The sequence below is a fragment of the Candidatus Glassbacteria bacterium genome, from assembly GCA_019456185.1.
In the GTDB taxonomy this organism is placed as follows: Bacteria; Gemmatimonadota; Glassbacteria; order GWA2-58-10; family GWA2-58-10; genus JAJRTS01.
In genome coordinates this window covers 6,513-32,487 of record VRUH01000046.1, presented here as the reverse complement: position 1 = coordinate 32,487, position 25,975 = coordinate 6,513, and the positions used below count along the sequence as shown (strand labels likewise).

Annotated in this window: 24 protein-coding genes and 1 pseudogene (1 of these 25 running past the window's edge); 23 read left to right on the top strand and 2 right to left on the bottom strand. The window is 59.4% G+C overall.

The annotated features are described in order from the left end of the window. Positions 1-313 precede the first annotated feature (313 nt). The 11 genes from FVQ81_14200 (at position 314) to FVQ81_14150 (ending at position 13,785) form a co-directional block, all read left to right on the top strand. Positions 314-3,280 carry a hypothetical protein gene (locus FVQ81_14200; GenBank protein ID MBW7997696.1) on the top strand — a complete coding sequence of 989 codons (2,967 nt, stop codon included), beginning with the start codon at positions 314-316 and terminating at the stop codon, positions 3,278-3,280. Positions 3,281-3,310: 30 nt separating this feature from the next. Next, on the top strand, positions 3,311-4,033 hold the full coding sequence (locus FVQ81_14195) for a flagellar hook capping protein (protein MBW7997695.1): 723 nt from the start codon (positions 3,311-3,313) through the stop codon (positions 4,031-4,033). A 107-nt stretch (positions 4,034-4,140) separates the two neighbouring features. Next, the gene (locus tag FVQ81_14190) at positions 4,141-7,242 is read left to right on the top strand and encodes a flagellar hook-basal body complex protein (GenBank protein ID MBW7997694.1); all 3,102 of its coding nucleotides are present in this window, start codon (positions 4,141-4,143) and stop codon (positions 7,240-7,242) included. Positions 7,243-7,696: 454 nt separating this feature from the next. Continuing rightward, positions 7,697-7,915 carry a flagellar FlbD family protein gene (locus FVQ81_14185; GenBank protein MBW7997693.1) on the top strand — a complete coding sequence of 73 codons (219 nt, stop codon included), beginning with the start codon at positions 7,697-7,699 and terminating at the stop codon, positions 7,913-7,915. A gap of 61 nt (positions 7,916-7,976) precedes the next feature. Then, complete coding sequence (locus FVQ81_14180; protein MBW7997692.1) at positions 7,977-8,741, top strand: motility protein A; 765 nt, start codon at positions 7,977-7,979, stop codon at positions 8,739-8,741. A gap of 30 nt (positions 8,742-8,771) precedes the next feature. Then, positions 8,772-9,488, top strand: coding sequence for a flagellar motor protein MotB (locus FVQ81_14175; protein MBW7997691.1), 717 nt, complete (start codon positions 8,772-8,774; stop codon positions 9,486-9,488). A gap of 57 nt (positions 9,489-9,545) precedes the next feature. Beyond that, positions 9,546-10,115, top strand: coding sequence for a flagellar basal body-associated FliL family protein (locus tag FVQ81_14170; protein MBW7997690.1), 570 nt, complete (start codon positions 9,546-9,548; stop codon positions 10,113-10,115). An 18-nt stretch (positions 10,116-10,133) separates the two neighbouring features. Further along, on the top strand, positions 10,134-11,144 hold the full coding sequence (gene fliM / locus FVQ81_14165; GenBank protein MBW7997689.1) for a flagellar motor switch protein FliM: 1,011 nt from the start codon (positions 10,134-10,136) through the stop codon (positions 11,142-11,144). Next, a complete protein-coding gene (fliN, locus tag FVQ81_14160) occupies positions 11,137-12,150 on the top strand; it encodes a flagellar motor switch protein FliN (GenBank protein MBW7997688.1) in 1,014 nt (337 codons plus the stop codon). The genes fliM and fliN overlap by 8 nt, the downstream gene beginning before the upstream one ends. Positions 12,151-12,203: 53 nt before the next feature. After that, positions 12,204-12,890 (top strand): flagellar biosynthetic protein FliO, encoded by a 687-nt coding sequence (gene fliO, locus FVQ81_14155; GenBank protein MBW7997687.1) that lies wholly within the window; start codon positions 12,204-12,206, stop codon positions 12,888-12,890. Positions 12,891-13,050: 160 nt separating this feature from the next. Continuing rightward, positions 13,051-13,785, top strand: coding sequence for a creatininase family protein (locus FVQ81_14150; GenBank protein ID MBW7997686.1), 735 nt, complete (start codon positions 13,051-13,053; stop codon positions 13,783-13,785). A gap of 13 nt (positions 13,786-13,798) precedes the next feature. On the opposite strand, the gene FVQ81_14145 is transcribed toward FVQ81_14150, so the two are convergent. After that, entirely contained in the window at positions 13,799-15,682 is a 1,884-nt protein-coding gene (locus tag FVQ81_14145) for a M28 family peptidase (GenBank protein ID MBW7997685.1), read from the bottom strand. A gap of 128 nt (positions 15,683-15,810) precedes the next feature. Beyond that, positions 15,811-16,305: a cyclic nucleotide-binding domain-containing protein gene (locus FVQ81_14140; protein MBW7997684.1), complete on the bottom strand. Its 495-nt coding sequence runs from the start codon at positions 16,303-16,305 to the stop codon at positions 15,811-15,813. A gap of 142 nt (positions 16,306-16,447) precedes the next feature. On the opposite strand from FVQ81_14140, the gene FVQ81_14135 reads away from it, so the two are divergent. From FVQ81_14135 to FVQ81_14080, 12 genes and pseudogenes are all read left to right on the top strand, one after another. Continuing rightward, a complete protein-coding gene (locus tag FVQ81_14135) occupies positions 16,448-17,404 on the top strand; it encodes a hypothetical protein (protein ID MBW7997683.1) in 957 nt (318 codons plus the stop codon). A 29-nt stretch (positions 17,405-17,433) separates the two neighbouring features. Continuing rightward, entirely contained in the window at positions 17,434-17,919 is a 486-nt protein-coding gene (locus tag FVQ81_14130) for a gluconate 2-dehydrogenase subunit 3 family protein (protein ID MBW7997682.1), read from the top strand. Between the two features lie 3 nt (positions 17,920-17,922). Beyond that, positions 17,923-19,458, top strand: coding sequence for a GMC family oxidoreductase (locus FVQ81_14125; GenBank protein MBW7997681.1), 1,536 nt, complete (start codon positions 17,923-17,925; stop codon positions 19,456-19,458). Between the two features lie 35 nt (positions 19,459-19,493). Beyond that, positions 19,494-20,069, top strand: a complete 576-nt coding sequence (locus tag FVQ81_14120) for a hypothetical protein (protein ID MBW7997680.1) — start codon at positions 19,494-19,496, stop codon at positions 20,067-20,069. 350 nt (positions 20,070-20,419) lie between these two features. Further along, positions 20,420-21,088: an HAD family phosphatase gene (locus FVQ81_14115; protein MBW7997679.1), complete on the top strand. Its 669-nt coding sequence runs from the start codon at positions 20,420-20,422 to the stop codon at positions 21,086-21,088. Between the two features lie 112 nt (positions 21,089-21,200). Next, the gene (locus tag FVQ81_14110; protein ID MBW7997678.1) at positions 21,201-21,365 is read left to right on the top strand and encodes a rubredoxin; all 165 of its coding nucleotides are present in this window, start codon (positions 21,201-21,203) and stop codon (positions 21,363-21,365) included. Between the two features lie 85 nt (positions 21,366-21,450). Further along, the gene (ribD, locus tag FVQ81_14105) at positions 21,451-22,554 is read left to right on the top strand and encodes a bifunctional diaminohydroxyphosphoribosylaminopyrimidine deaminase/5-amino-6-(5-phosphoribosylamino)uracil reductase RibD (protein MBW7997677.1); all 1,104 of its coding nucleotides are present in this window, start codon (positions 21,451-21,453) and stop codon (positions 22,552-22,554) included. A gap of 56 nt (positions 22,555-22,610) precedes the next feature. After that, a complete protein-coding gene (locus FVQ81_14100) occupies positions 22,611-23,252 on the top strand; it encodes a riboflavin synthase (GenBank protein ID MBW7997676.1) in 642 nt (213 codons plus the stop codon). Positions 23,253-23,305: 53 nt separating this feature from the next. After that, the gene (gene ribB, locus FVQ81_14095; protein ID MBW7997675.1) at positions 23,306-24,541 is read left to right on the top strand and encodes a 3,4-dihydroxy-2-butanone-4-phosphate synthase; all 1,236 of its coding nucleotides are present in this window, start codon (positions 23,306-23,308) and stop codon (positions 24,539-24,541) included. A gap of 36 nt (positions 24,542-24,577) precedes the next feature. Then, positions 24,578-25,048: a 6,7-dimethyl-8-ribityllumazine synthase gene (locus FVQ81_14090; protein MBW7997674.1), complete on the top strand. Its 471-nt coding sequence runs from the start codon at positions 24,578-24,580 to the stop codon at positions 25,046-25,048. Between the two features lie 73 nt (positions 25,049-25,121). After that, the gene (gene nusB, locus FVQ81_14085) at positions 25,122-25,571 is read left to right on the top strand and encodes a transcription antitermination factor NusB (protein MBW7997673.1); all 450 of its coding nucleotides are present in this window, start codon (positions 25,122-25,124) and stop codon (positions 25,569-25,571) included. Beyond that, a pseudogene (locus FVQ81_14080) lies at positions 25,571-25,975 on the top strand (metallophosphoesterase family protein); it runs 324 nt beyond the window's last position. The gene nusB and the pseudogene FVQ81_14080 overlap by 1 nt, the downstream one beginning before the upstream one ends.

Below are 25,975 nucleotides of genomic sequence, written 5' to 3'. Positions count from 1 at the left end.
TCAGCCGGCGAGAAATCCCTGTCGGCCCCCCCCCCCCGGATGCCGGACGGTTCCGGGTGACGGGGGCGGGAGTAAATTATGCCGCAGCAATCGGCAATATTGTCGTATGATAAAAGAAAAAACAAAACAGGGCATAGGAAAAATATTCCCCAACGGGTACGCTTAATGGGGTATAAGGCTAATTAAACCAAATAGTTAGCTCTGGATCGCGCAGGCAAAAGCGAGCGATTGAACTACTGGCATACAGTTTGCCCTAAGTACGCCTGACAGAATTTCCATGGATGGAAACCCCTTTCACGGATGAAAGAGGAAGATGAACGCCAACCTGCCCATACTGCAACTGCTGGGAGCGGCAATCGGAAGCGCCCCCACGGCCGGTACGGCCGGAACTCCCGCCGGCGGGCAGAGTCCTTTCAGCGGAATCTTGGGCAGTCTGCTGGGTGCTGCCGGCGATTCTGCCATGCCGTCGGCTGACGGGTCTTCTTCCGGTACTACAGGAATTCCCTTCGAATCATTACTCTCCGCATTGCAGTCCCTGCAGATCTCACCAGAACTGTTATCCGATCTGAACACGCAGCGGTCGGGCGGAAGCATGGTGGCGCTGACCGCTGAGCTGGCCGAGATGTTAAGCGGTATCGGCGGCGGCAGGATGGTTCCGCTGGCGGCCGGGATCGATCTCGAGCAGCTCGGAGCGGCAGGTATCGAACTTCCCGACGGTGTCAAGCTGGGCGGGCAGGATAGCCGGGCGATGCTGCTGGTGGACGAAGCCGCGCTGAAATCTCTGCTGGCCGGCGGCGGCTGGAAAAGCGGCGAGTCTGTTCCGGCGATGCTGATAGTCGCAACCGGACAGGAAGACGGCGAACAGAGCGTGAGCTACCTGACGGCTTCGCTTTCGGCGAGTGCCGGCGATGAGAGCGGTGAAGGCTCCACGCTCCAGTTCCGGCTTACTTTCGATCCAGCCGGTATCATCAGTGAAAGTACCACGGCCGAACATGAGATCATTGGATTGCCGGTTACGGCCAGCGGCGGTGAAAAAACAACGGTCCTTGAACTTGGAGCCCTGGTTGCCAGGCTGAAAACCGCCATCGGCAGTATTAATGATAAAGAAATAACCAGTGAACGCAGTAATCCGGACTTGCTTACGATTCAGGACGATGAAACTCAACTTCGGCTTCCGTCCCGGCCGGAAGCCAATACTGTCGCAAATGATAAGCAGGATACAGACGGACAGGGACAGCCTTCGCTTCCGATCAGTGAACTGGCCGCCGAGTTGAACCGGCTGATCGATTCGTTTGTTACCTCGACTGAGAAAGAAGAAACCGTAAGCATCACCGGCTCATCGAATGTGTCAGGCGATATCACCGGCCCATCGGATGTGTCAGGCGATATCACCGGCTCATCGAATGTGTCAGGCGATATCACCGGCTCATCGAATGTGTCAGGCGATATCACCGGCCCATCGAATGTGTCAGACGATTTCTCCCGTGCGATTACCGTGCTGAAGGTCCTGACCGGCCAGGCCGCGTCCGAGGTCGCATCCGGTAACACCGAAGCCGCCGGTAAAACCCTGACCCTGATCGATAAGCTCGCCCGGTTCAACCAACTCTCCGCAGCGGAAAAGCAGCAGGTACTCACCGATCTGGCCGGCCTTCTGCGTTCGGTCCTGGATAGCGGTCAGGCCGCAGTCAGTAATAAAGCAAAAACGGTTTTGACTCCGGCGGGCGGGTTTGATACCTCTTCGAGCGCCGTCGCTCAGTCCGCATCAGGCCTGTCAAACATTACCGCGGAGCATTCGAAAAGCGTTCCGGCCGGACAAAGCGAGAGCGGCAAATCCCCGGTTACCGGTAATAACTCGGTACGGCCGCAGACCGTTTTGGCAGTCGATGCCGGCGCAGCGGCTGAAAACGTTCCGGTTGCCGCTCAGCACTTTGCCACCGGCGTAGTTACGACCGGCGATGCAGCCACCAGTCAGCCGACTGATACTACCACTGCTCAGAGCCATCCGGCAGCAATCCTGGCTGAACTTCAGAGCGCGGCGGCGGCGGTCAGCGAACTGGCCGATAAACCGGCCGGTGGGACCGGAAACAGTGACAGGAATGATAAATCCGCCGTAACCAGCGCGGTCAGCCTGATTGCCGATAGCAAGACGGCCTCAGCCGCCCATCCGGGATCACCGGCCCCGACGGCTTCCGCGGCGAACGATCAACCGGTGCAGCAGGACAGCCGGCCGGCCGGGAATAACGTTTTCACCCAGTTCAAGCAGGCGCAGCCCACTGCCCAGACCACGCAGGGGAATACCGGGGAAGCTCAGGCCGGCGATAACTCCGTCGCCGATAAGCCCGTAACCGGGCATGCCGAGTCCCGAGCGGCTGAATCAGCCGTCCGGCAGGAAACGACGGCGGCAGGCGAAACCCAGGCCGCTAAGACTGAGAAGTCATCCGCGCAGGCGGCCACCGCCAGTGTGAAGTCCGACGGACAGCAGGTGAGTGTCCAGGTCAGCCTGTCCTCGCTGAATAAACCTACTAAAACGCAATCCAAAACAGATACGGTCAAAGCGGTAAAGGCGTTCAGCACTAACAGCCAGGCCACCGGTCACGCAAGCCTGAACAACGATTTCATGCAGGCGCTCAGCGCAGCAGCCGGCGAGAAGGGGATGAAGGACCTGGTGGAAGTGACGCTGACCGAAAAAGGCACCGTCTCCGGTGAACTGCTTGCCCAAACCGAGAGTATCGAGCAAGACCAGAAACCCGGCACAGGACAATTGCAGGGCGGACTGCGGAGTGAAGCATTGACAGCCCGCCAGTCCGCGGTGCGCGGCGAACAGGTTGTCCAGTATCGTCCGGTGCAGACAGCCAGCCAGGCGGAAGCGTTCGAGAAGATTGTCAGCACGGCCAGGCTGATCCGCGCTGGTGCGACCAGTGAACTGAGCATAAAGCTGGAACCGGACCATCTCGGGCTGATGCGGGTGCAGATGAAAGTGGACGACAGCAACGTCCTTCACGCGCGCATCCAGGTGGAGACTTATGAAGCGCGCACGCTGATCGAGAGCAGGGAATCAAGGTGGAGAAATTTAGCGTGGATGTGCGTCAGGACCAGCAGCATGAGCAGTTCGACGGTGCAGGCCGAGAGGATGAATGGAACCAGGCCGGCCGCGGATTCGGCAACAGAAGTGGTTCGGAAACAACGGAAACTCACGTTAACGACCCCGGCGGTGAAGACGGTCCGCAGGCGAAAGTGCCAAACGCAAGCAGATACGAATACAGTACCCTGGAATGGGTAGCTTGATAACTCGAAAGGAGAGCTGGGAGAGATGCAGGTAGATACCTCGAACAATTCAAGCCCCGCATGGGCCAGTCAGCAGACCGGAGCGGGTGAAATCGAAAACCGGTCAATGATGCTCCAAGATGATTTCCTGAAACTGCTGGTGGCCCAGCTGCAGAACCAGGATCCGCTGAACCCGGCCAGTAACCAGGAGTTCGCGGCCCAGCTCGCCCAGTTCTCCAGTCTCGAACAATTGACCCAGATGAACCAGAACCTGAAAGCCAATCTCAGTTCCGACGCCGTTCTGGCCCAGTCGCTTAACAACAGTACGGCCACCGGTTTTATCGGCCACGAGGTCCACGCCACCGGCAACATGCTGAGCATGAAGCAGGGCGATCCGGCCTCGCTGCGCTTTTTTCAGGACAGCGCCTCGACCGAAACCGTGATCGACATTTACAACGATCAGGGATCGCTCGTGCGCACGATCGAACTGGGCAGTATTCAGGCCGGCGGCACCGTGACCGAGTGGGACGGCAAGGATTTCGATGGCAACCAGCTTTCGAGCGGTACGTATTTCTTCGACGTCAGCGCGGTCGATTTCGATGGCAACCGGGTTGCCACGACTACTTTCATGTTCGGCAGGGTGACGGGAGTTCGGTATGTCGATAACCAGGCCACGCTGCTGATCGGCGAGCAGGAGGTTCCGCTGCGGAACGTGATGGAAATTGTCGAGCCGGGCAGCGCATCGGCTGTTCCCGATGGAGATGGCTAATTTGGCATGTCTATGAGGATAAATAAGCTACGAGTTGTGATTCGCTAAACTCATCACAGCCGGTCCAGGGATAAGGTACCGGCGCCAGACGACAAGGAGGTCGAAAAATGGGCCTGCAAAGTACACTTTCAACCGGAGTTTCGGGACTTCAGGCCAACGCCATCCGGTTGAGCGTAATCGGCAATAACATTGCCAACATCAACACGGTCGGTTTCAAAACGGGCCGCGTGAGTTTCAACGAGTTTCTCGTGCAGAGTATCTCCGACGCCCGCCGTCCGATTGAAGGCTCGGTGGGTGGCGTCAACCCGGTCGCTTTCGGCCTCGGCGTCGGTATCGCCAGCATCGATAATATCTTTACCCAGGGCACCCTCGAATCAACCGGTGTCACCACCGACATGGCGATCCAGGGCGAGGGCTTTTTCGTGGTCCGTGACGGGCAGCGCAGTCTCTATACGCGCGCCGGCGCGTTCCAGTTCGACGGTCAGGGCAACCTGGTGCAGAACGGAACGGGTTATGTGGTCCAGGGACGGCTGGCCAACACAGGCGGCGTTATCCCTTCGGGTTCTCCGATCAAAGATCTCGTGATTCCACTCGGTCTGACCACTCCGGCCAAGTTCACCACGAGAATCGTGTTCAAGGACAACCTGGATGCTGACAGCGGGGTGCTGGCTAAGACTCTGACTATCGGGGTTCCGTTCTCTATCCGCGCCACCGGCGAGCCCGCCACCGGCGTGACGGACATTAACGCCCTCGCGCAGACGATCAACCAGCTCGACGAGAGCGACCGGATCAGGATCAGCGGCACCAATCCCGACGGTACGGTTGTGAGCTCCATTTTCCGCTACGGCCAGGGGACCGAACTGCTGGCCGACGGCAGCAGCGTGGCGCGTGACGGTACAACGCTGGCCTCGCTGGTCAACGTAATCAACAACTCGTTCAAGGGCACCACCGCCTCTATCGGCTCCAACGGCAATATCATCCTTGTCGATGAGTCCGCGGGCGCCAGCCAGACCTCGATAAGTCTCTCGTTCGACGAGGACGCGCACGTGGCCAGCGTACTGGGCAACACGGTCCAGGACAAGTTCCTGCCGGAGCAGTCGGCCCAGGTTGATGGAGCCACGCTGAACGCGTTCGACCCCGACACCGGTGTCGGCCAGTTCCAGTTTACCAGTGACGTCCAGGGAGCCCAGTTCACCCGTCAGCTCGTGATCGCTGTCGGCGGTGTTGACAACGGCCGCGACAATGTTATCACGATCGCCGCCGATGCCAACGGCGACGGTATCTACGAGAACATCACCGAACTGGCCAACGCGATCAACGCCGGTATCAACAACGATCTGGAAATCGCCGGTACGGTTCAGGCAATCGTAACCTCCGATAACAAGGTCCGTTTCCGCACCAGCAGCCCTTCCGACTTTCTCAGGCTGCGCACGGTGCCCAACGGCGACCAGACCACCATTGTCGATCTGGGGTTCAGCACAAGCGTCGAGGGATTGGGTGTCGGAGAAGGCGGCTTGAACCTCAGCACGCTGAAGTCCACCAGCCAGTTTCTGCTGAAGCTCAACGAAGACCCGTCCCAGCTTGTCAGTATCACGCCGCGGGTCTATGCCGACATTGAGGACCTGGTGGCCGGACTGAACGCCGCGATCAACAGCAACTCATCGCTCAGCGGCGACGTCCAGGCGTTTGTCGATTTCAGCCAGGGTGCGGCGGCTGTCGGATTCAGCTCCACCAAGCCCGCGGCTGAGTTGCAGATCCTGCGGGGCAGCCAGCCTCTTCCTGCCGGCGGAGTTGACATCTTTGACGCCATCGGACTCGACGACCAGAACGAGCTGGCGCTTGACGGTATTCCGGGGAACGAGGAGAATTTCAACAATATCAGCACCAACGGCAACGCTACCAGCTCGGTGGCGCTCTCCGCGTTCACGCTGACCCAGGATGGCCGTGATGCCGGCAGCCACATCGCATCGATTTCCGTGTTCGATTCTTTCGGTGAAACCCACAACATGATCGTTTCCTACACCAAGTCCACCCAGGAGTTGCCGGCCGAGGTACAGAAGCTGATCAGCACGGCCGATCCGCTGATGATTGCCAGCCAGGACCCCAGCGCGGGACCTAATGAAATTCAGCCGGTGGACACTTCCCTGGTGGAAACGCAGATCACCGATCTGTGGAGTATCGACAACACCGATCCCGAAAACCCGATCAGGGGCGATTTCCAGCCGCGCCTCGGAGACACGATCCGGATTACGGGCTCCTCGCCTGCCGGATTGCCCCTGAGCAGAACGGTCATTATCGAGGGCGGCTCTGATCCGACAACCGTCCAGGATCTGCTCGACGAGATCAACATCCTGTTCCGTTCCAGCCTTCAGGGCGGTGACGGTACGGGCGTGACAGCCGCGATCAACAGCAACGGCCAGATCGTCATGACCGACGACAACAGCGGTGCGTCACTCTCTTCGATCAATATCACTTTCGCAACCAACCCGGATAACCCGCCGATCACCCTGCCGCAGTTCCCGTTCGACCTGGCCGACGATTTCCGCGTCCTGCAGACCGGCAGCAACGCGATCACGACCGACGTACCCGGGCAGTGGGGCTGGACGATCCGCCTCACCGGCAACGAGACCTCGCTGACCGGTAACGATGGTACGCTGACGTTCAACCCGGACGGCAGCCTGCAGGGTTTCAGCGTGCGTGACCGCAGTTCCACCTTCGGATTCGATCCCAACAACGGTGCCGACCGCATGGAAGTCGAGCTGGACTTGGGTACGATCGGTGGTTTCGACGGTCTGACGCAGTTCCGCGGTCCATCCACGGCGATTATCTCCAGCCAGGACGGATTCGCGGCCGGTAAGCTGAGCAGCCTGGAAGTCGACGATACGGGGCTGTTTACCGGCGTGTTCAGCAACGGTGTCACCAAGACCCTGGGCAAGCTGGTTCTGGCCAGCTTCAACAACTCCGGCGGTCTGATCAAGAACGGCAACAATAACTATCTCGAATCAGCCAACTCTGGCGTGGCGTTGATCGGTGAAGCCGGAACCAACATCCAGGGCAGCATCTCCAGCGGATTCCTGGAAAGCTCCAATGTTGACCTGGCCGCCGAATTCGCCAACATCATCACCACTCAGCGCGGATTCCAGGCCAACGCCAGAATTATCACTTCCACCGATACTCTGCTCCAGGAGGTTGTCAACCTGGCCAGGTAAGTGATTAATCAGGGAAGCGATGAGGGGGGGGGCCGGCAAACCAAGGCGGGCCCCCTCGCTGTTTTAACTGCTTGAGTCGGCAAAAGAATCCGCCCCCGGGTGCAGGCAGGACAGGAAAAAGTTTCCTGCGCCTTGCACGAAGGGGAATGGGTGACTATATTTAAACGGGCAATAACTCTTTGTAAGACACCGCGTTAGCAGGATGCGACTGGATTGTCAGGAGTGACGTGGTTTCCGGACAAGCCGCGGAAGGTTATCGCAGTGCTGGTGGTATAAAAATTGCCGAAACGAGGATGAGCGCCCGATCCCGGCTCTCCGGCCAGCGACCGGAATTTGACAGGGGAGGGACGAAGTTGCGGTGGAATTAAGAGTTAATTATTTATGAATCAGCGCTCGCATGTCGATTATTAAATTAAGGGCCTGACAGCCCCTTGTATTTTATCGGAGTAGCGGCTTGATTACTCTTACGAAGCTTAATGGTCAGGAAATGGTGATCAACGCCGAGTTGATCGAATCGGTGGAGAAAACCCCCGACACAATTGTAGGCCTGGTGACCGGTAAGCGGTTCATGGTCCGTGAGACCGTGGAAGATGTGGTCGCGTTGGTGATGGAGTATCGCAGGCAACTGCCCCCGTTCTGGAGGAAAGTGGCCCAGAACCTGAAAGGTCAGTAATTTTATTTGAGGCTTCTCAGGCCGGAGCCGATCGTGAAACCAGAGAATCCAGGATAGGTATATGGATCTAACGACCCTGATCGGATTGATTGCCGGATTAGCCGTTATCGTGCTCGGTATCCAGCAGGGCGGCACCGTCTTATCTTTTATTGATCCCGCCTCGATCTTTATCGTTATCGGCGGTACTACCAGCGCTGTAATTGTCAGTTATCCGATCAATGAGCTGGTGGGTGTGGTCAATGTCGTCAAGAAGACTATATTCGCCGATACTCAGCCGGTAACCGAAACTATCGCCACGCTGGTGTCTTTTGCCGAGCGGGCCAGGCGCGAGGGTATCCTGGCCCTGGAAAGACACATGGAGGAAATCGAGGACGAGTTCCTCTCCAAGGGTATCCAGCTTGCCGTGGACGGTACCGAGCCGGAGTTGATGCGCAGTATCCTGACTACGGAACTGGATTACGTGGAAAAACGCCACGCCAGCGGCGGAGGTATTATGGCCACCTGCGGCTCCCTGGCCCCGGCGTTCGGCATGATCGGTACGCTGATCGGTCTGGTGCTGATGCTGCAGACGATGGACGACCCCTCGACTATCGGTCCCAAGATGGCTGTGGCGCTGATCACGACGTTCTACGGGGCGCTGCTGGCCAATCTCCTCTTCGTCCCGATGACCACCAAGCTCAAGCGCCGCAGCGCGGAGGAAATCCTGGTCAAGGAAATGATGATCGAGGGGATACTGTCGATCCAGTCGGGTGATAACCCGCGGATCGTGGAACAGAAACTGACTTCGTTTATCTCGCCCAAGCTTCGGCGGGCGATCGTGGAATAATAGTTCTTTGAAAATGCTCGAGGTCTCTCGATGGCCAAGGATAAATGCCCTGAGTGCGTAGCTGGCGCACCGGCCTGGCTGACGACGTTCAGCGACCTGATGAGCCTGCTGCTGTGCTTCTTCGTGCTGATTGTTTCGATGAGCACGATCCAGGAGCGGGATTTCTGGGTGGCGGCAGGCAGTCTGCGCGGAGCTTTCGGCGTGATGTCCGCCAGCCCGGCGATTATCAGGCTGGAAAATGTTCCGCTGCCGACGCTGAAAAATATCCAGCGGGCGATTATCGACAAGTCGATCAGCAACCTGCAGGACTTTATCGAGAGCAAGAACCTCGGCGAAAGCGTTAAGGTTGTAATCGAGGACAAGGGCGTTGCACTGTCGATCAGCGCGCCCGTGCTGTTTGAAACCGGCGGTGCGGAAATGAATCCGGCATCCTACCCGCTGCTCGAGGAGGTGTTCAATATCGCCCGCGGCTGGCCGAACGTGATCCGGGTGGAAGGGCATACGGACAATGCCCGTATCGCTGGCGGGGAATTCGAGACCAACTGGGACCTGTCGTTCGCCAGGGCGCTGGGAGTGGTTAATTTCGCGACCCAGTTTTCCAAGATTCATCCCAGCCGGCTGGCGCCGGTGGCCTACGGACAGTACCATCCCGTGGCTGATAACGAAACGCCGGAAGGAAGGGCGGAAAACAGAAGAATCGAAATTTTCATGGAGTATAAAAAGGAAACCGAGGACCCGTTCAAGTGATTCAGTCCCGGTTCAACGGGCAGGAAGCGGAATCTCGAATCCCACGGAGTACTTGCAATGGCACAAGATCCTGAAGAAATGACGGAAGAGGGGACGGAGGAGCAAGAGCAACCCTCGTCTAAGTCGAAGCTGTCGCCTAAAACCTTGGTCCTCATCGGCCTGCCGCTGGTGATGGTGCAGGCGGTGCTGGCTTATTTCGTGGTCAGCAACTATATCGAGCCGCAGCTTCCGGAGACTAAACCGCTCCCCGCGGAGACGCAGGCAGCCGAAGGGCGTCTCGGCGGGGATATCGATGATCTGAGCGAATTTGTCACCTTCGCGGTCGAAGACGTGATTGCCAACCCGGCCGAGACAGGCGGCCAGCGTTATCTGAGCGTGAGTATCAACGTCTACATTCAAAAGGAATACGCCGATGAGATGGCGGACATGGACGCCGAGTTTCGCTCGCTGATAATCGCGCGGATCAGCCGGAAAAGGATGGACGAGCTCGATGATTTCAAGGACCAGGAAATTCTGCGCGAGGAACTCAAGGACGATATCAACGCGCTTATCGGCAAGTATTTCAGCAAGAAATACGAGGAATTGGAAGTACCAAGAGTGGTGTTCTCGAAATACACGATCCAGTAAAGGCACGGATAAGGGCTTATGAGCAAGATTCTGTCACAGGAAGAAATCGATGCCCTGTTGAGCGGTGAGGGACTCGGAACCGATCTGGGGGCCGAGGCGCCCGAAAGCGGAGTCGAGGACGAGCAGACGGAAAAGCTGGTCAGTCTCTATGATTTCAAGCACCCTAACCGGGTCAGCAAGGATCAGCTCCGCACGATCCAGACGATTCACGAATCGTTCGCCCGCGGTTTCGCAACCCATCTGTCCACCCGGCTGCGCAGCCTGGTGGATATCGACCTGACCTCGGTGGACCAGCTTACCTACTCCGAGTTTATCATGTCGATGGCCGATCCCAGCGCGGTTTATATCTTCAACATCAAGGAACTCGAGGGCGATGCGATTCTGGAAATCAGCCCTCAACTCGTGCTCTACATCATCGACCGCAGCTTCGGCGGCGAGGGCGGCGTGATCCAGGAAGCCCGTGAGATCACGATTATCGAGCAGAACGTGATGAAGAAGATTGTCGATAACGCCCTGGAGCAGCTCGTGCGCTCCTGGCAGAATATCACGCCGCTGACCCTGGAGCTGGAGGATTTCGAGACCAACCCGCAGTTGATCCAGATCAGCCCGCCGGGTGAGACCGCGATCATGATCTCTTTCGAGGTCAAAATCTCGGATTTCAGCAGCCTGCTCAACCTCTGTTTTCCCTATTTCGTGCTGGAAGACGTGATGCCGAAACTGAGCGCCCAGCACCAGATCGCGCACAACCAGAAAAAACGCTCGCACCACGATGAATCTATCGTACGTCACAAGCTGCGCCGCGCCGATGTCCCCGTGACGGTCAACCTGGGCAGAACCCAGTTGACTCTGCGCGAAATTCTTGGGCTGGAGGAAGGCGATATCATCAAATTGGACAACAGGCTGGACCAGTTGCTGGAACTCAGTGTCGGCGACGCGTCCAAATTCAGGGGCAAGCCCGGAGTCTACCGCGGCCATAAAGCCGTGCAGGTAGTCTCCGAAATCAAACAGGGAGCGATCAAGGATGAGTAACTTCACGCTGACCCCCGAAGAACAGCAGGCACTCCAGGAGTTCGCCGGATTGGTGGCCGAGGAGAGCGCGGTGGTTATGTCCACCCTGCTGGACAAGAAGATCGAGATCAAGGTCGAAAGCGCAGGTGAAGCCGATGCCGATGCGCTGGGTGAAAATTTCGCCGACGAGATCGTGGTGGTCGAAAGCCAGTTCGCCAGCGGTTTCGACGCGACAACCTATTTTTTGATCAACAAGCCGCTGGTAGCCAAGCTCAGTGATCTGATGATGATGGGCGAAGGCGACGCCGAATTCAACGATGATCACGTCGACGCCATCCAGGAAGGCATCAACCAGATGATGGGCGCAACTGCCACCTCGCTGACTGCCAAGGTGGGCAAGTCTGTCGATTTCCAACCCTCGTCGGCCAGGCTGGCTACGGTCGCCGAGTCGGAAATCGATCTCGAAGAGATGACCGCCTCGGTGCTCGAACTCGATATCGAGGGTAACGCCGAAGGTAAGCTGGCGCTGGTGATCCCTTACTCGGTGATCCAGGAAGCAGCCGCCTCGCTGGGCGGCGCCGCGCAAGAGAGTGAGGCGCCGGAAGTCGAGAGTGCAGCCGGTGAGTTGGATGTGGACCTGTCCGGACTGGATGCCGCCGGCGGTGATGAGAGGGATACGGCCACCGAATCCGCGGGCGCTTCGATGGCCGGCGGCGGCGCTATCGCCATGCCGCAGATGGCCGATATCGGCGACAGGGAACGCGAGCGGCTCGAACTGCTGATGGATATCAAGCTCGACATCTCGATCGAGCTGGGCCGCACGACCATGCTGGTCCGGGATATCCTGGAACTCGGTCCCGGTTCCGTTGTCGAACTGGACAAAATGGCCGGAGAATCGGTCGACCTGCTGATCGGCAACAAAAAGCTCGCCGAGGGCGAGGTTGTGGTTGTGGAGGAAAATTTCGGAGTCAGGGTCACGCATCTGATCAGCATGGAAGAGCGGATCAAGATGCTGCAGTCCAGCTGAGGGCGCTGAGCAACACTTTACGCCGCAGGCTTAACCGAAGGAATGAAGAAAAAGTGACCGAACCGAATTGGAGCCCGCTTGCCCGTGGTCGGGGATATAACGGTGTCGGCAGGCGCAAACGGAGCTTACTGACAGGTCTGATCCTTCTTTCTTCCGCAATCCTGATCGATAGCCATTTGTCCGCGGCTCCGCACCCCGATACCGCCGGGCCGAATGCCCCAGCCGTTTTGGCCGACAGTTCGCACCATGCCGGAGCCGATTCGACCGGACCCGCAGGAGCTGCCGACAGCGTTATCCAACGGCTTGCCCGGCAGCGCACAGGCGAATCCCGGCCCGGCCGCCCTCTTGACCTCAGCTACGACAAACCCGACTCGGTATTCAGCGTAAAAAACATTTCGATGGTCCTGATCGTCATCGGACTGCTCGTCCTGTTTCTCCACTTCCTGCGCAAGTTCCTGGTCCGTCCCCTCGGCGGGGGCTCACCCGGCGGACAATTCCAGGTGATCCGCCGGTTCCACCTCGGCCCCAAGAAAGCTGTCACCCTGGTCAAGTTTTTCGACCGCCTGTTGCTGCTGGGCGTTACCGAGAGTAGTATTACGACCCTGGCCGAGATCGACGACCCCGACGAAGTGCGCCGGATCATGTCCGAGGCGCCCAAACCCGGCGAAGAACAGGCGGCCGGATTCAAGAATATCTACCAGAGCCTGCTCTCCCGCGGCAAAAAGACCTCCCAGGGCTGAACAGCACCACAGCCCGCACCGTATCGACTCCCGGCCCACAAAACGACTTCAATGATATTAAATGGCGTTTAGCTGGTGGCATAATTGACGGAGTGCGTTATATTCTCAGGTAATTCAACCGCTGCTGTTATCTTTAAGATCCACAGGGAGTGGGGAGATTATGACCGATACAAACGCCACCAGCCGCGAACTCGGCGAGGCCGGAGCCGAAATAGCTTTCCTGCCGGTGGGAGCCTGCGAGCAGCATTTCGGTATCCTGCCGCTGAATACGGATATCCGGCAGAGCGCCCGTCTGGCCGCGGATATCGCCGCGCAATTCAACAGCTACCTGCTGCCTCCCCTGCCGTTCGGAACCTCGCTGGAAAACTCCGGTGCGCCGGGTACGGTGACCCTGATGCCCGCTACGCTGGATGCGCTAGTGACAGACGTGGTCGACTGCCTTTACCGCCAGGGCTTCGAGATCGTGGTGATTGTCAACTCGCACGGCGGTAATTACGCTCTGCGGCCGGCGGTCAGGCGAATCAACTACCGCACCGAGGGCCGCAAAACGATCTTTATCGATCCCTGGGAAATCGTGCCGCACTCCGAAATGACGAAAATTTTCGAGGGTAAAAACGAGCTGCATTGCGGGGAAATAGAGGTATCGGTGATGATGCATCTGTGGCCGGAGACTGTGCGCGCGGATATGCTTGAAGACGGTGACCCTGACGCCATGCGAGCAGAACTGGATATGTTCTCGATCCCGGCCCTCAGCGGCGGCAAACCCTGGGGGCTTGCCACCAGGGCGACAGCCGAAAAGGGGAAGGTGTTCTACGAACTGATGCTCTCTCACGCCGTCAACTTTATCCGCAGGATGATCGAGCGGCACCGCCAAATGCCGACCTACCACGGATAAACGCGCGTCCCGCTCACGCCTTTTTCAACTCGAAATAATCGTACTCCTCGAGCGTGCGGAACAGGGTCAGCAGATATTCGATATCCGGTGTCTTGCCCAGCTCCTGGCCAACCATCCACTGGATGTCGAAAATGCTCCGCTTCCCGTCAGCCCAGAATATCGGCGCGTTGTCGTCGTAGGACCAGGTACTGAAATTCAGCTTGCGCTTGGTCCTGACCTTCTCCGGGACCCGGGCCAGGCCGTAAGAACCCCACAGTTTGCGCACGGGCACAAGGGAGGCGGCTTCTTTTTCCTTGCGGTCGGAGGGCTTGCGGCTGTAGCTGGACTTGCCGTTCCGTCCCACCTCGATAAATTTCGCGATCTTGCTCTTTGCCGCGTTGACAGCATCTTCCAGCTTGCCGTTCCTGTCACCCCGGACCAGAAAATCGCGGGTCGATTCCAGTTTCGATTCAAAAATGGGCCGCAGGTACCGCACCCGTTCGTCGAAGGCAGTCCCATTCTGCTGCCTGGCGGTAAGTGAGGCCAACTGCCGCAGCGACTCTTCCAGCGTCAGCTCAGCCACCTCGACCGCCGACTTCTCGCCGCCGTTGGTGAACGCGTACACGCCTGCGCCCAGCAGGGCGGCTATCTCGCCCATGACCTGCGGGCTCAGGTTTTCCGGACGGTCGCTCGAGGAGTGGTAGTGACGGTCGCGCATGAATATCAGCGACGGCGTCGGCACATCGATAGCAGGGTCGGCCATGAAATTATCGTTGATCATGAACTCTTTGATTTCCCAGTGCCAGCGGGGGTGATGGGCGAACAGCCGGCGGGTCAGGTCCACGGTCAGATCGTCGATACAGTGCGGGTTGCAATGGGGCTCAACATATAGCTGCAGCCAGCTCTTGCACTTTTCCATGTCCGGCCCGACCATATCCGGGTTGAAAGCGCAGACCACATTCTGCGTGATTTCGGGATTGGCGCAGAGATGGGCCAGGAAGCCGATAATCTCCCAGGAGCAGATTACCCGGATGGTGCGGCGGGGCGGCTCCAGCACTCCGCTCTCCACCAGTTTCTTGAGAGCGCGTACGGCCTCGATCGCGGTGGCGACCCCGCTCGCGTTATCGTGGGCGCCGACCTCGTGGAGGTGCTGGATCAGCCAGATTTCTTTCTCGGGTTCCACGCTGCCGCGAATCACCCCTGTGGTAACCGGCAGAGTGTCTTCATAGAGCCTGCATTCCACGTTAGCCGACGACTCTAGTTCGCCGTGCTCGGCCAGCAGCCGCCTGAGCCAGTCACCGTCGGCGGGCTTGATCGAAAACGCCAGCAGGTTTTCCTCATTGGCCGGAAACAGGAATGAGTTGTGCCAGCGCACCAGGTCCATGTTGTCTTCACGGTTGCGCACATCGGGCCAGTAGGGCAGTTCGTCGCTGATCACTCCCAGCGCACCCTCTTCGATCAATCGTTTGCGGAGCTTCGAGTCCAGAGCCACCTGGTCGTGGAAAACCAGCTTGCCCTTGAGCGAACCTTTGCCGTCGGCCCGCACGATCGGGGCTTTCAGGCCGCCGGCGGGGGTGCTGCCGCACCAAAGCATCAGATGGCAGGGGTCCGAGGCTCTGTCGGCAATCCGGCGTGTCTCGCCGTCGGGCGCGCTCACGTCGAGCGTGCCGTGGATGGCGTCCCAGCCCTGCGGGCCTTCCCAGTCGGCGAAAAAGTTCTTGCCGGTGGTGGCGTACCTTATTGTCTCCACTTCACTGAAGCCCAGTTCTTCCATGATCATTCGCGTTTCGTCGGCAGCACGCTGATAGCCGGGAAACGTTGATAGCCTGTCGTAGGGCCAGAAACGCAGGACATATTCCAGCGCCCTGCCTCCGGATGCCTCTTTACGCAGCTTTTCGAGTATTTCGGCATGAAACATGTCGAGGTAGCCTTTCTTGGATTATTGCCTGCAATGCAACCTGCAGAACCTTCGTGCGGTCCGGCCCTGGCCGTCAACGCGGGCGCCGGTCCGGCCCAGTCGTTAATTTCCGTACAAAGACGGCAGACTCAGAATTTGTCGATCAGCATGTCGGCTTCGCGCAGTCTGCGGGACAGCTCCCTGGCGAGGTAGCGGAGGAGCTTGACACTGAGGTGGGGAAAATCATCCAGCAGCCTGTGACCATCGAATGCAAACAACTCGGAGGACTTGACAGAAATAGCAGAGGCGGATCGCGGCTGGTTGTCCAGCACGGCCATCTCTCCAAACACCTCGCCGGGACCCAGAGTGGCCAGGATCGTTCCGCTCTTCTCTTTTCTGATTTTGACCTTTCCCTTGCGGATAGCGAAAAACTGGTGGCCGACATCGCCCTCGCGGAATATCATCTCATCGGTTTCGCATTTGATATTCTCCGCACAGAACATCAAAAGGGCAATCTCCTCGAAGGTGAACGTGGAGAAAAAATCGGTTTTCGACAGTTCCTCCACCAGCTTTTTCTGATCGGACGTGAAAGAACTCTGTCCTCCGAGTTTCCTGCGTGTCTTTCTCATGGCGTTGTTTTGCATCAGGCTGCCCCCACTGACTTTTTTTACATGCTAAGTGTACTAAGCTACAATTGTGATGCGGTGTTTGTCAACAAAAGGGTTGATGCTCGAAATATCGGCTAGTGTGTGACTGCCCTTTAACATCTTAAGTTACTTGACACTAATGCATTCAGTGTGTACAATTGCGAAAGTTCCACCATGCCGGTTTCCCTGTCCGTTTATCCGCTCGCCAAAGGAAATTCGATTGCATTTTGCCGAACTCAAAAGGATGAATTGCGTACCGGCAGCCCTGATCGCCATCTGGGCCTTGAATGCGTACGCGGAAGTGGGTGTCGGTGACTGCGCCACCTGCCATTGCGCCATTTACGAGGAATGGTCCTCGTCGCTGCACGCGTTGGCCTGCGATTCGCCGGTATTCGTTTACAAGAAAGAAAAAAGCACCTCTGCCGGCCGGAGCTCCTGCGATTGCCATTCCCCGGAAACCGTGGCCGGCAAGGAGATGGATGCGGCTCCCGCCGCCCGGCAGGATTCCCGTCAGAGCGGTATCGACTGCCTGAGCTGCCACGTGGACGCCGGACAAACAATCTGGTCCTCGGCAGAGCCCCTCTACGTGCCGCACTGGACAAATCAGGCTGAGCGTTACTCGGGGGCTGAGTTCTGCGCCGGGTGCCATCGCTGGGCCGACGGAAACAAATTCGACTGCCGGAAGTGCCACATGCCCTCCGTGGACGGTGCTGCTGCCGATGCCGGGCACGCGGACGACGGCTCTGTCCGCACTCATCGCTCCCACCGGATGAGCGGCTCGCGGGACCCGGTGATGCTGGCCTCGGGTGCGGAGATGGCTGTTACCGGCAACGGCGATTCCCTGAGCGTGGCCATAACCAATCTCGTGCTCGCCCATTCATTCCCGGTCTCCGCTCATCACAGCCTGATACTGGCTGTCACCAGTCCGGACGGCAGCGACAGGTTATGGGAGAGAAAAGTCAAGCTGGAGGCGAACGCAACCATGCGCTTGTCGGCCCCGGCTGGTGAAAATACAGTCGTGGAATTACGCTACTACCCCTCGGCCGAGGTCTGGCCGGACAGCTTTTACCTCCTTCAGCGGATCGATACCCGCTGAGACGATTCTACCGTCAGTCGAGTTGAGCCATGCGTCGAAGATCATTTATCCGGGCGGCGGTTGCGGTTGCGGCGGTTGGGACACTGCCGGGAGCAGGGCGCGCCGCGCAGAAAAGCCACGCAAGCCTTTCACTGCTGGCGCTGGCCGAAACGGTCGCCCCCGACGGCGATCGGTCCACCTGGCACGATTCCCCGGTCGCGGAAAAACTGCTGGCTTCGTTCGCCGCGCTGGAGGAAAATGTCAGGGAGCGATACCGGGCCGCGCTGGATTCGCTCGACTCGGCGGCACGAGGCGGACTGAGATTCGTCGAGCTCGGCCCCGGCGAGAGGGCGACTGTTTTAGGAGAGTTGCAGCAGCAGGATAATACTTTTCGCGGTAATTTCGGCGAGCTGCGTTCGTTGATCCTGAGCACATATTTTTCGAGTGAGAACGGGCTGCGTTTCGCCGGGTACCGGGACACGAACCAGTTCACCGGTTATCCCGAGCACCTGCGGCTCTCGGTAAGCTGGGAGTAACTTATGGCCAACAGCGAATACGACGCGATCGTGGTCGGTCTGGGTGCCGCCGGCAGTGTGGTGACCGGGGCGCTCTCGGGCGCGGGCTGGAACGTGCTGGCCCTTGAGGAGGGGCCGTGGTACAGTCCGTTCCGTGACTTTCACGACGGCCGGGCCGAGCGTATCCCCACGGGTCTGACCTACGAGCGGGACAGCATCCGCCCGTCGATGGTCAAGTGCGTGGGCGGGAGCATGCTGTTCTACGCCGGTGTGTTCTTCCGTCTCCACGAAAGCGATTTCACCACCCGCACCCGCTCCGGCTGCGGTGTCGACTGGCCGATCAGCTACCGGGAACTCGAACCGTTTTACGATAAAGTCGAAATTTTCACCGGAGCCAGCGGCAGTAGCGATAACGTCTTCGAGGTTCCGCGCGGCCCGTATCCCAATCCTCCGCACCCGGTGAGCAGGGGCTCGCGGTATTTCGCCGACGGCGCGCGCAAGCTGGGCTACCATCCGGCGCCCACTCCGATGTCGATTCTCTCCAGGCCCTATCGCGGACGGCCCGCCTGCACCTATTGCGCCAAGTGCGGTGAGGGCTGCATGATCGGGGACAAGAGTTCGCCGGAGATGACCTATGTCCCGGCCGCGGTCAACAACGGTGCGGAAATCCGCAGCGGCCACAAGGTGCTCACTATCGAAACCAACACCGCCGGGCGCGTGACAGGCGTGGTTTACAGCGACAGCGAAGGAATCCGTCAAAAGGCCGCATCCGATCTCGTGGTGCTCTGCGGCAGCGCGCTGCTGAACCCCACCCTGCTGCTGCGCAGCCGCGGCCCCGCCCACCCCGAAGGGCTGGGGGCGCGCAGCGGGATGGTCGGCCGCAACCTGATGTGCCACACGGGAGGACGCTACATGGCCCGCTTTCCGGAGGAGGTTAACGCCTACATGGGGATCAGCGGCGGAATCAACGTGCAGGATTTTTACGAGGGGACGCCCGACGGGGATTTCGACCGCGGCTATACGCTCTACGTCTCCCTCCTGCCCTCGCCGCCGGCCACATTTGTCAGTTGGTATTTCGAGCAGAACGACTGGGGTGGAAAGTTGATGGACGTGATGGGCAGCTACAACCGGATGATCCGCCTGGCGATGGTGGGCGAGGACCAGGCGCGCGTGGAGAATATGGTCTATCCCGATCCTGACGATACAGATGACGAGGGTTTCCCCAGGCCGCGCGTGCGCTATGTTCGCCCGGGCAGCGAGTTCAGCCGTTACGAGCATGCGATGGCTGTCGCGCGGAAAATCTGCCGGGCCGGCGGCGCCGACGACTGGGAGTTGTATCATATCTCCAACGGCAGCGCACACCCGCTGGGGACTTGCCGGATGGGCGATAACCCGGACACCAGTGTGGTGAACCGCTGGGGAGCATGCCACGACGTGCCGGGATTGTATATCTGCGACGGGAGCGCGTTTCCGACCTCGGGTGCGGTCAACCCGGCGTTGACTATCATGGCGCTTGCGTCCCGCACTGCGGATCGCCTGATCGCCCGGCGGACAGGTTAGATCCAACTTGGCGTTCAGCAACGAGGGAGAACGCGATGAGCGTGATGCTGATGTTTACCTTGGCCCTGTTGATTTCGGTTATGGTCCTGGTGGGGGCGATCCTGATTTTCCGCCACCAGCGTAAAGTGCAGGAGGCCAAGGCCGCATACCAGAAATGCAGCAGGGAACGGGGGTTTCACTACCGCCGCTACACAACTTTTCAGGCGGAACTGGAAAAGTTGCGGGTATCCTATAACAGCCGTGTCCGGGATTTGCTGCTGTTGAACGGTGAAATGGGCACTGTCAGGGACCAGATCAGGGAAATCCTCGGGATCCTGCGCGATGAGTGCAAAGGGGTCGATAAGGAGATGGAGAGCGACCTCGGCCGGATTATCTTACGGCGCAAGGAAATGATCGAGAACCTCTGGGGAGAACTCAACGGCAAGAAGGCGCTCTGGATGGAGAAACTGAAAAAGGCGAAAAGCGACCGTCAGAACCAGAACAGCTTGATCGATAAAAAAGACAGTGAATTTAAACTGCTAACCCAGTTAAACAAACAACTGAGCAAACTCAAGAGGGACTACGATCAGATTGCCAGCAGTTCGATTGTCTCGTTCGGGAAAAACAAGTGAGATACCGGTTTACTGTTCCGCGGACGGTGGTTTCTGGGGCTGGCGGTGGCCATGTTTGCGGTCTTTCAGAAGCTGGGCGAATTCCTTGGCCGGAACGTAGATCCAGACAATCAGGATTACGAGGCCGATTGCCCAGATACTCCAGGTGACCCAATCGAAATACATATGGCGGATCCAGGTTGAGGTTGGCTTTTTTGCCGCCGGAAAGTATATTGTTGGAAATACCTGTTTGCTGTCTCCGGATTGAAGCTAACAGCGCCGTAATTGATGCGCAAGGAATTGGTGGGTGGCCGATGGTGGGGAATTGCTGACCGTCTCCCCCGATATTGAGCTGAACGAGAGGAGAACGGGTGAATTTTGAAGCCGCACTTTATGATCTCGACGGGTTGATTGTTGACAGCGAACCTCTGCATGGAGTCGCCAGCGAAAAAGCCCTCAATGTCTACGGCCGTTCGCTCGAGGAACTCTCGGACGAGGTGCGGGGTTCGTTCTATGGCAAACGCGTTATCGATATCGCATCGCTGGTGGTGGATTCCCTTGGCCTGGATATTCCGCCTCAGCGGTGGGCAGATGAGCGGCATGCGATCTTCATGGAGCTGATCGAGAACGGCGTCGATTTGATGCCGGGGATGAGGCAATCGCTGTCGCTCTTCAGGGAATCGGGCATAAAAGCCGCGGTGGTCAGCAGCGGGGTCGGCCGCTATGTCCGCCGCCTGCTGGAAATCACGGGTCTGGACGGCGATTTCGATACCGTCGTCACCGGCGACGAGGTGCGCAAGGGTAAACCCGATCCGGAATGTTTCCTGGAAGGTGCGCGCAGGCTGGGCGCAAGACCCGGGCGGTGTATCGTGCTCGAGGACGCCTGGGCCGGAATCCGGGCGGGCCGGGCCGCGGGCATGGCGGTTATTGCGGTCCGCAATGAATTTAACGCAAATTACAACGGCGCCCACGTGGTGCTTGACTCGCTTGACGGCTTGGACAGTACTCTGCTGGAGACTCTGTCTACCCGAAAAAATTGACCCGGTGGCGCCGCATCCGGCGCCGCTGAATTGAAATTGGATTGCGGGATTGAATTTCAGACCGTAATTTAACCATTCATCCGGCTGTTTTTATCCATGAAAGGAGCAGGAGATGCAGAAATGGATTTGCGACGTGTGCGAGTGGGTTTACGATCCGGAAGAGGGTGATCCCACCCAGGGTATCGAACCCGGGACCTCATTCGATGATCTGCCGGATGACTGGGTCTGCCCCGCCTGCGGGGTCGGCAAGGAAGATTTCAGCAAGATCGACGACTGAACCGGATAGCCGGTAAGAGTTTCTATCAGTTCAAAGGGCCGGTTCCCGGTGGGGCCGGCCCCTGCTGTTTCTTTACGGTAACTGCATGATGAATAGTGAGTTCGACAGAAAAATGATGGAGTGCTGCTTTGAGCTGGCGGCGGAAGGGGCCGGACGGACCGCGCCCAACCCGTTGGTGGGTGCGGTGGTTGTCGCGCGCGGCGAAATTGTCGGCCAGGGCAGCCATCGTGCCGCCGGAAAACCACACGCCGAGCTGGTTGCACTGCACCGGGCCGGACCGAGAGCAGCCGGGGGGACGCTTTATCTCAACCTTGAACCCTGCTCCCACACCGGCCGGACCCCGCCGTGCGCCGAGGCGGTGATCGAGGCCGGGGTAGCACGGGTGGTGGCCGCGATGCGCGATCCGAATCCGCTGGTGAAAGGCAGGGGTTTCGCCAGGCTGCGCCGCGCCGGGATCGAGGTGGAAGTCGGTTTGCTGGCTGATCGGGCCCGCAGGCTCAATGAGATATTCATTCACAATGTACTCACCGACTCGCCGTTCGTCTCGCTCAAGCTGGCCCAGACGCTCGACGGCAAAATAGCCGAGGGGCCGGGTCTGCGGACCCAGATTTCCGGCCGCGATTCGCTGCGCCTGGCCCACGGCCTGCGCGCCCGGCACGGCGCGGTGCTGGTGGGTGTGCCTACCGTGATCGCCGATGACCCGCTGCTCACCGTTCGCGGCATCAGGGGCGCGCAGCAGCCTGTCCGCGTGGTGCTCGACCCCAGCCTGCGGATACCCTCGCTTTGCAAACTGGTTGCCTCCAGCGACAGGTATCCGACATTCATCTTATTCGACCCGGAGCGGGCCGGACGGCCGCAGCTTACGGCGCTGGGGGGCGGCAACCTGGAGCTGGTTGAACTGGGCAGTAACAGCGAGGGTCTGTTCGACTTGCACAAGGTTGGGAAATTACTCTACCAAAGAGGAATCACCAGTGTGCTGGTCGAGGGCGGCCGCCGGGTGGCCACGGCCTGTCTTCGCGAGCACCTGGTCCAGCGCCTGCACCTGTTCATCTCGCCCCGTCTGCTCGGTGAGGACGGGCCGCTGCACGGGATCGGCGATATCGGGGCCGGTCGCAGCGGACTGGCGCTCAGGGATGTGGAGCAGAGGCTGTCCGGCGAGGACTTCTATCTCACCGCCCGTCTGGATTGACCCGGCAATCGCCGCCGTTGCCTGAATTAAGGCTTTATGTTATCATAGAGGTTACTATGTTCAGCGGAATTATCGAGTATCTGGGGACGGTTTCCGCGGCCGCCCGGCTGGGCGGAGGAAAATCGTTCACTATCGAGTCCGGACCTCTGGCCGAGGACGCCCGTCCCGGCGACTCGCTGGCGGTCAACGGCGTCTGCCTGACCGCCACATCAGTGGAGCGCGGCACCATCCGGGTCGAGGCGGGGACCGAGACCCTGGCCAAGACCAACCTGGGCGGCCTGGTGGTGGGCGGCAGGGTTAATCTCGAGCGGCCCGTGGCCGCCGGAGGCAGGCTTCACGGTCATATCGTCCAGGGGCATGTCGATTCCACTACCACGGTGAGCGCCATCCGCCGTCTCGACGAGAGCGTGCTGATGGAGTTCGCGCTGAACGATGAGATCGCACCCTGCATTGTCGGGCGCGGCTCGGTGGCGGTCGATGGTGTGAGCCTGACTGTGGCGCGGCTGGACGAGCAGGGTTTCACGGTCTCGCTGATCGGCTTTACCCTGGATCACACCACGCTCGGGATGCGCCGGATCGGCGATACGCTCAACGTGGAGACCGATATAATCGGCAAGTACGTGGTAGCGGCGCTGGAGCGGACCCGTCCGGCTTCCGGGACGCTTACCGAGGGAAAACTTCGCGGCTGGGGCTATTAAGCCCGGCTGAAATAAATACTTAGGGATGAGGAATGGTGAGCGAGAAATACAAAATGGCACCGATTGAAGACGTAATCGAACAGATGCGTACCGGCGGCATGGCAATCCTGGTCGATGACGAGCGGCGCGAGAACGAGGGCGACCTGATTTTCGCCGCCGAGCACGTCAGCCCGGAAAAAATCAATTTCCTGGCCACGAAAGGCCGCGGGCTGATCTGCGTGCCGTTGTCCGAGCAGAGGGCTGACGAGCTGAATCTGATCCAGATGGTGGGAGAGGACCAGAACACGGAAGCCCAGGGGACCTCGTTCACGGTCAGCGTTGATGTCAAGGCCGGCACCACCACCGGTATCTCGGCCCACGACCGGGCCGCAACGGTTAAAGCCCTGTGCAACAACCGCTCCAGGTCGTCGGATTTCAACAGGCCCGGACATATCTTCCCCCTGCGCGCCCGCGAGGGCGGGGTTCTGCGCAGGGCCGGGCACACGGAGGCCACTGTCGATCTGGCGCGGCTGGCCGGCATGCAGCCGATCGGAGTGCTTTGCGAGATCATGGACGAGGACGGCACGATGGCCCGTCTGCCGCGCCTCTTCGAGTTCGGCCGCGAGCATAATCTGCCGGTGGCCTCGATCCAGGACCTGATCCGCTACCGCCAGAGCCGCGAGAAGATTGTCCAGTGCACGGCCCGGACGGTGCTGCCCACGGCCTGCGGTAAGTTCGACATGCATCTCTACGAGACCACCTACAGCAACGAGAGCCACCTGGCGCTAGTCTGCGGGCCGGTGGCCGGCAAGAGCGACGTGCTGGTGCGCGTGCACAGCAGCTGCCTGACCGGCGACGCCTTGGGCAGCCTTCGCTGCGACTGCCGCTACCAGCTCAACACGGCCATGCAGATGGTGCAGCAGGAGGGCCTGGGAGTGGTGGTCTATCTCAACCAGGAGGGGCGGGGGATCGGCCTGGCCCCCAAGATCAAGGCCTACGCGCTTCAGGACAAGGGGTTGGATACGATCCAGGCCAATCTCGAGCTGGGCTTTGCCGGCGACGAGCGCGAATACGGCGTGGGAATTCAGATTCTCAAGGACCTGGGCTTGAGCAGCGTCCGTCTGCTGACCAACAATCCCAAGAAGGTCGACGCTTTTATTTACGGCGGCTACGGACTGAGCGTGACCGAGCAGGTGCCGCTGGAGCAGGACCCCAACGACTACAACCGACGTTACCTGGAAACCAAGCGGGAACAGATGGGGCACCGCTTGTTCAAGGTCGGCGAGCAGGACAAACAGGAAATCAAGTAACACACTTTTTGCGCTATTATCCCGACGGGGGAGAAAATGCCAAAGTATGTTGAAGGTAAAATGGACGCCCGGGGCAAGCGGGTGGCGCTGGTGGTTTCACGGTTCAATGAGTTGATCACCTCGCGGCTGGCCGACGGAGCGGTGGATGCGCTGGTTCGTCACGGCGCCGCCGACAATGACATCGCAGTCTTCCGGGTCCCCGGATCGCTCGAGATCAGCCCGGTTGCCCGCAAACTGGCCCTGTCCGGCAAGTATGACGCGGTTATCGCGATCGGCGCGGTGATCCGCGGCGACACGCCCCATTTCGATTATATCGCCGCCGAGGTGGCCAAGGGGATCGCCCAGACCTCGCTGGAAGCCGAAATCCCGGTGGTGTTCGGCGTGCTGACCACCGACTCGCTCGACCAGGCGCTCGAGCGCGCCGGGGCCAAGGCGGGCAACAAGGGCGCGGAAGCCGCGATGAGCGCTATCGAGATGATGAGCCTTTACGGCGGCGGCGAAATTTGATCCGGTGACGATTCCGGCTGGCGGCCCACCTGCCGCGGGCGCTGATTGATATTAAGCTCCAGTTGGATGGCCCATGAAGAAACGCACCAAGTCCAGGACATGGGCCGTGCAGGTGGCCTACACCATGCATCTCAGCGATGAGCCCGGCGAGGTTATTCTGCGGGACTTCTTCCGCTGGCGCAGGATCGGCGAACAGAACCGGGAACTCACGGTTCGCCTGGTCGTGGAACTGGAAAAACACCTGGACGAGGTAGACGGTGCGATCGCCGGTTTTCTCAAAAACTGGTCGCCCGACAGACTGGCCAGGCTGGACAGGATTATCCTCCGTCTGGGCGTGGCCGAGCTGCTTTATCTCGACGATATCCCTCCCAAAGTCACAATCAACGAATACGTTGAACTGGCCCGGCTCTTCGGTACCGATGAGTCGCCCCGCTTTGTCAACGGGGTGCTGGATGCAGTACGCAGGGAAAGGTTGACCGACCTCGCCGATACCGGCGCCGCGGGAGAGGAGGGCCGCTCCTGATGCGCTGGGCCATGATCTCCGATATCCACGCCAACCTTCAAGCCCTGGAAGCCGTGCTGAGCAGGGCCGACAGTGTCGGCTGGGACCGGATGATCTGCCTGGGCGATGTTGTCGGCTACGGAGCGGACCCGAACGCCTGCCTGGATCACGTTATTGCGCGCTGCGACACCGTGATCATGGGCAACCACGATGCGGCCGCCGTCGCCCTGACCGACCCGTCGAGGTTCAACACGGCCGCCCGCAGGGCTACCGAGTGGACCGCCGGATCGTTGAGTCCGGCCCACCGCGATTTCCTCTGTCAACTGCCCTACTCCGCAAATTTTAAGGAATTCGAGATTGTCCACTCCACTCCCGATGAGCCTCTGGAGTGGCACTACCTGATGACCGAATTCGATGCGGCCGTG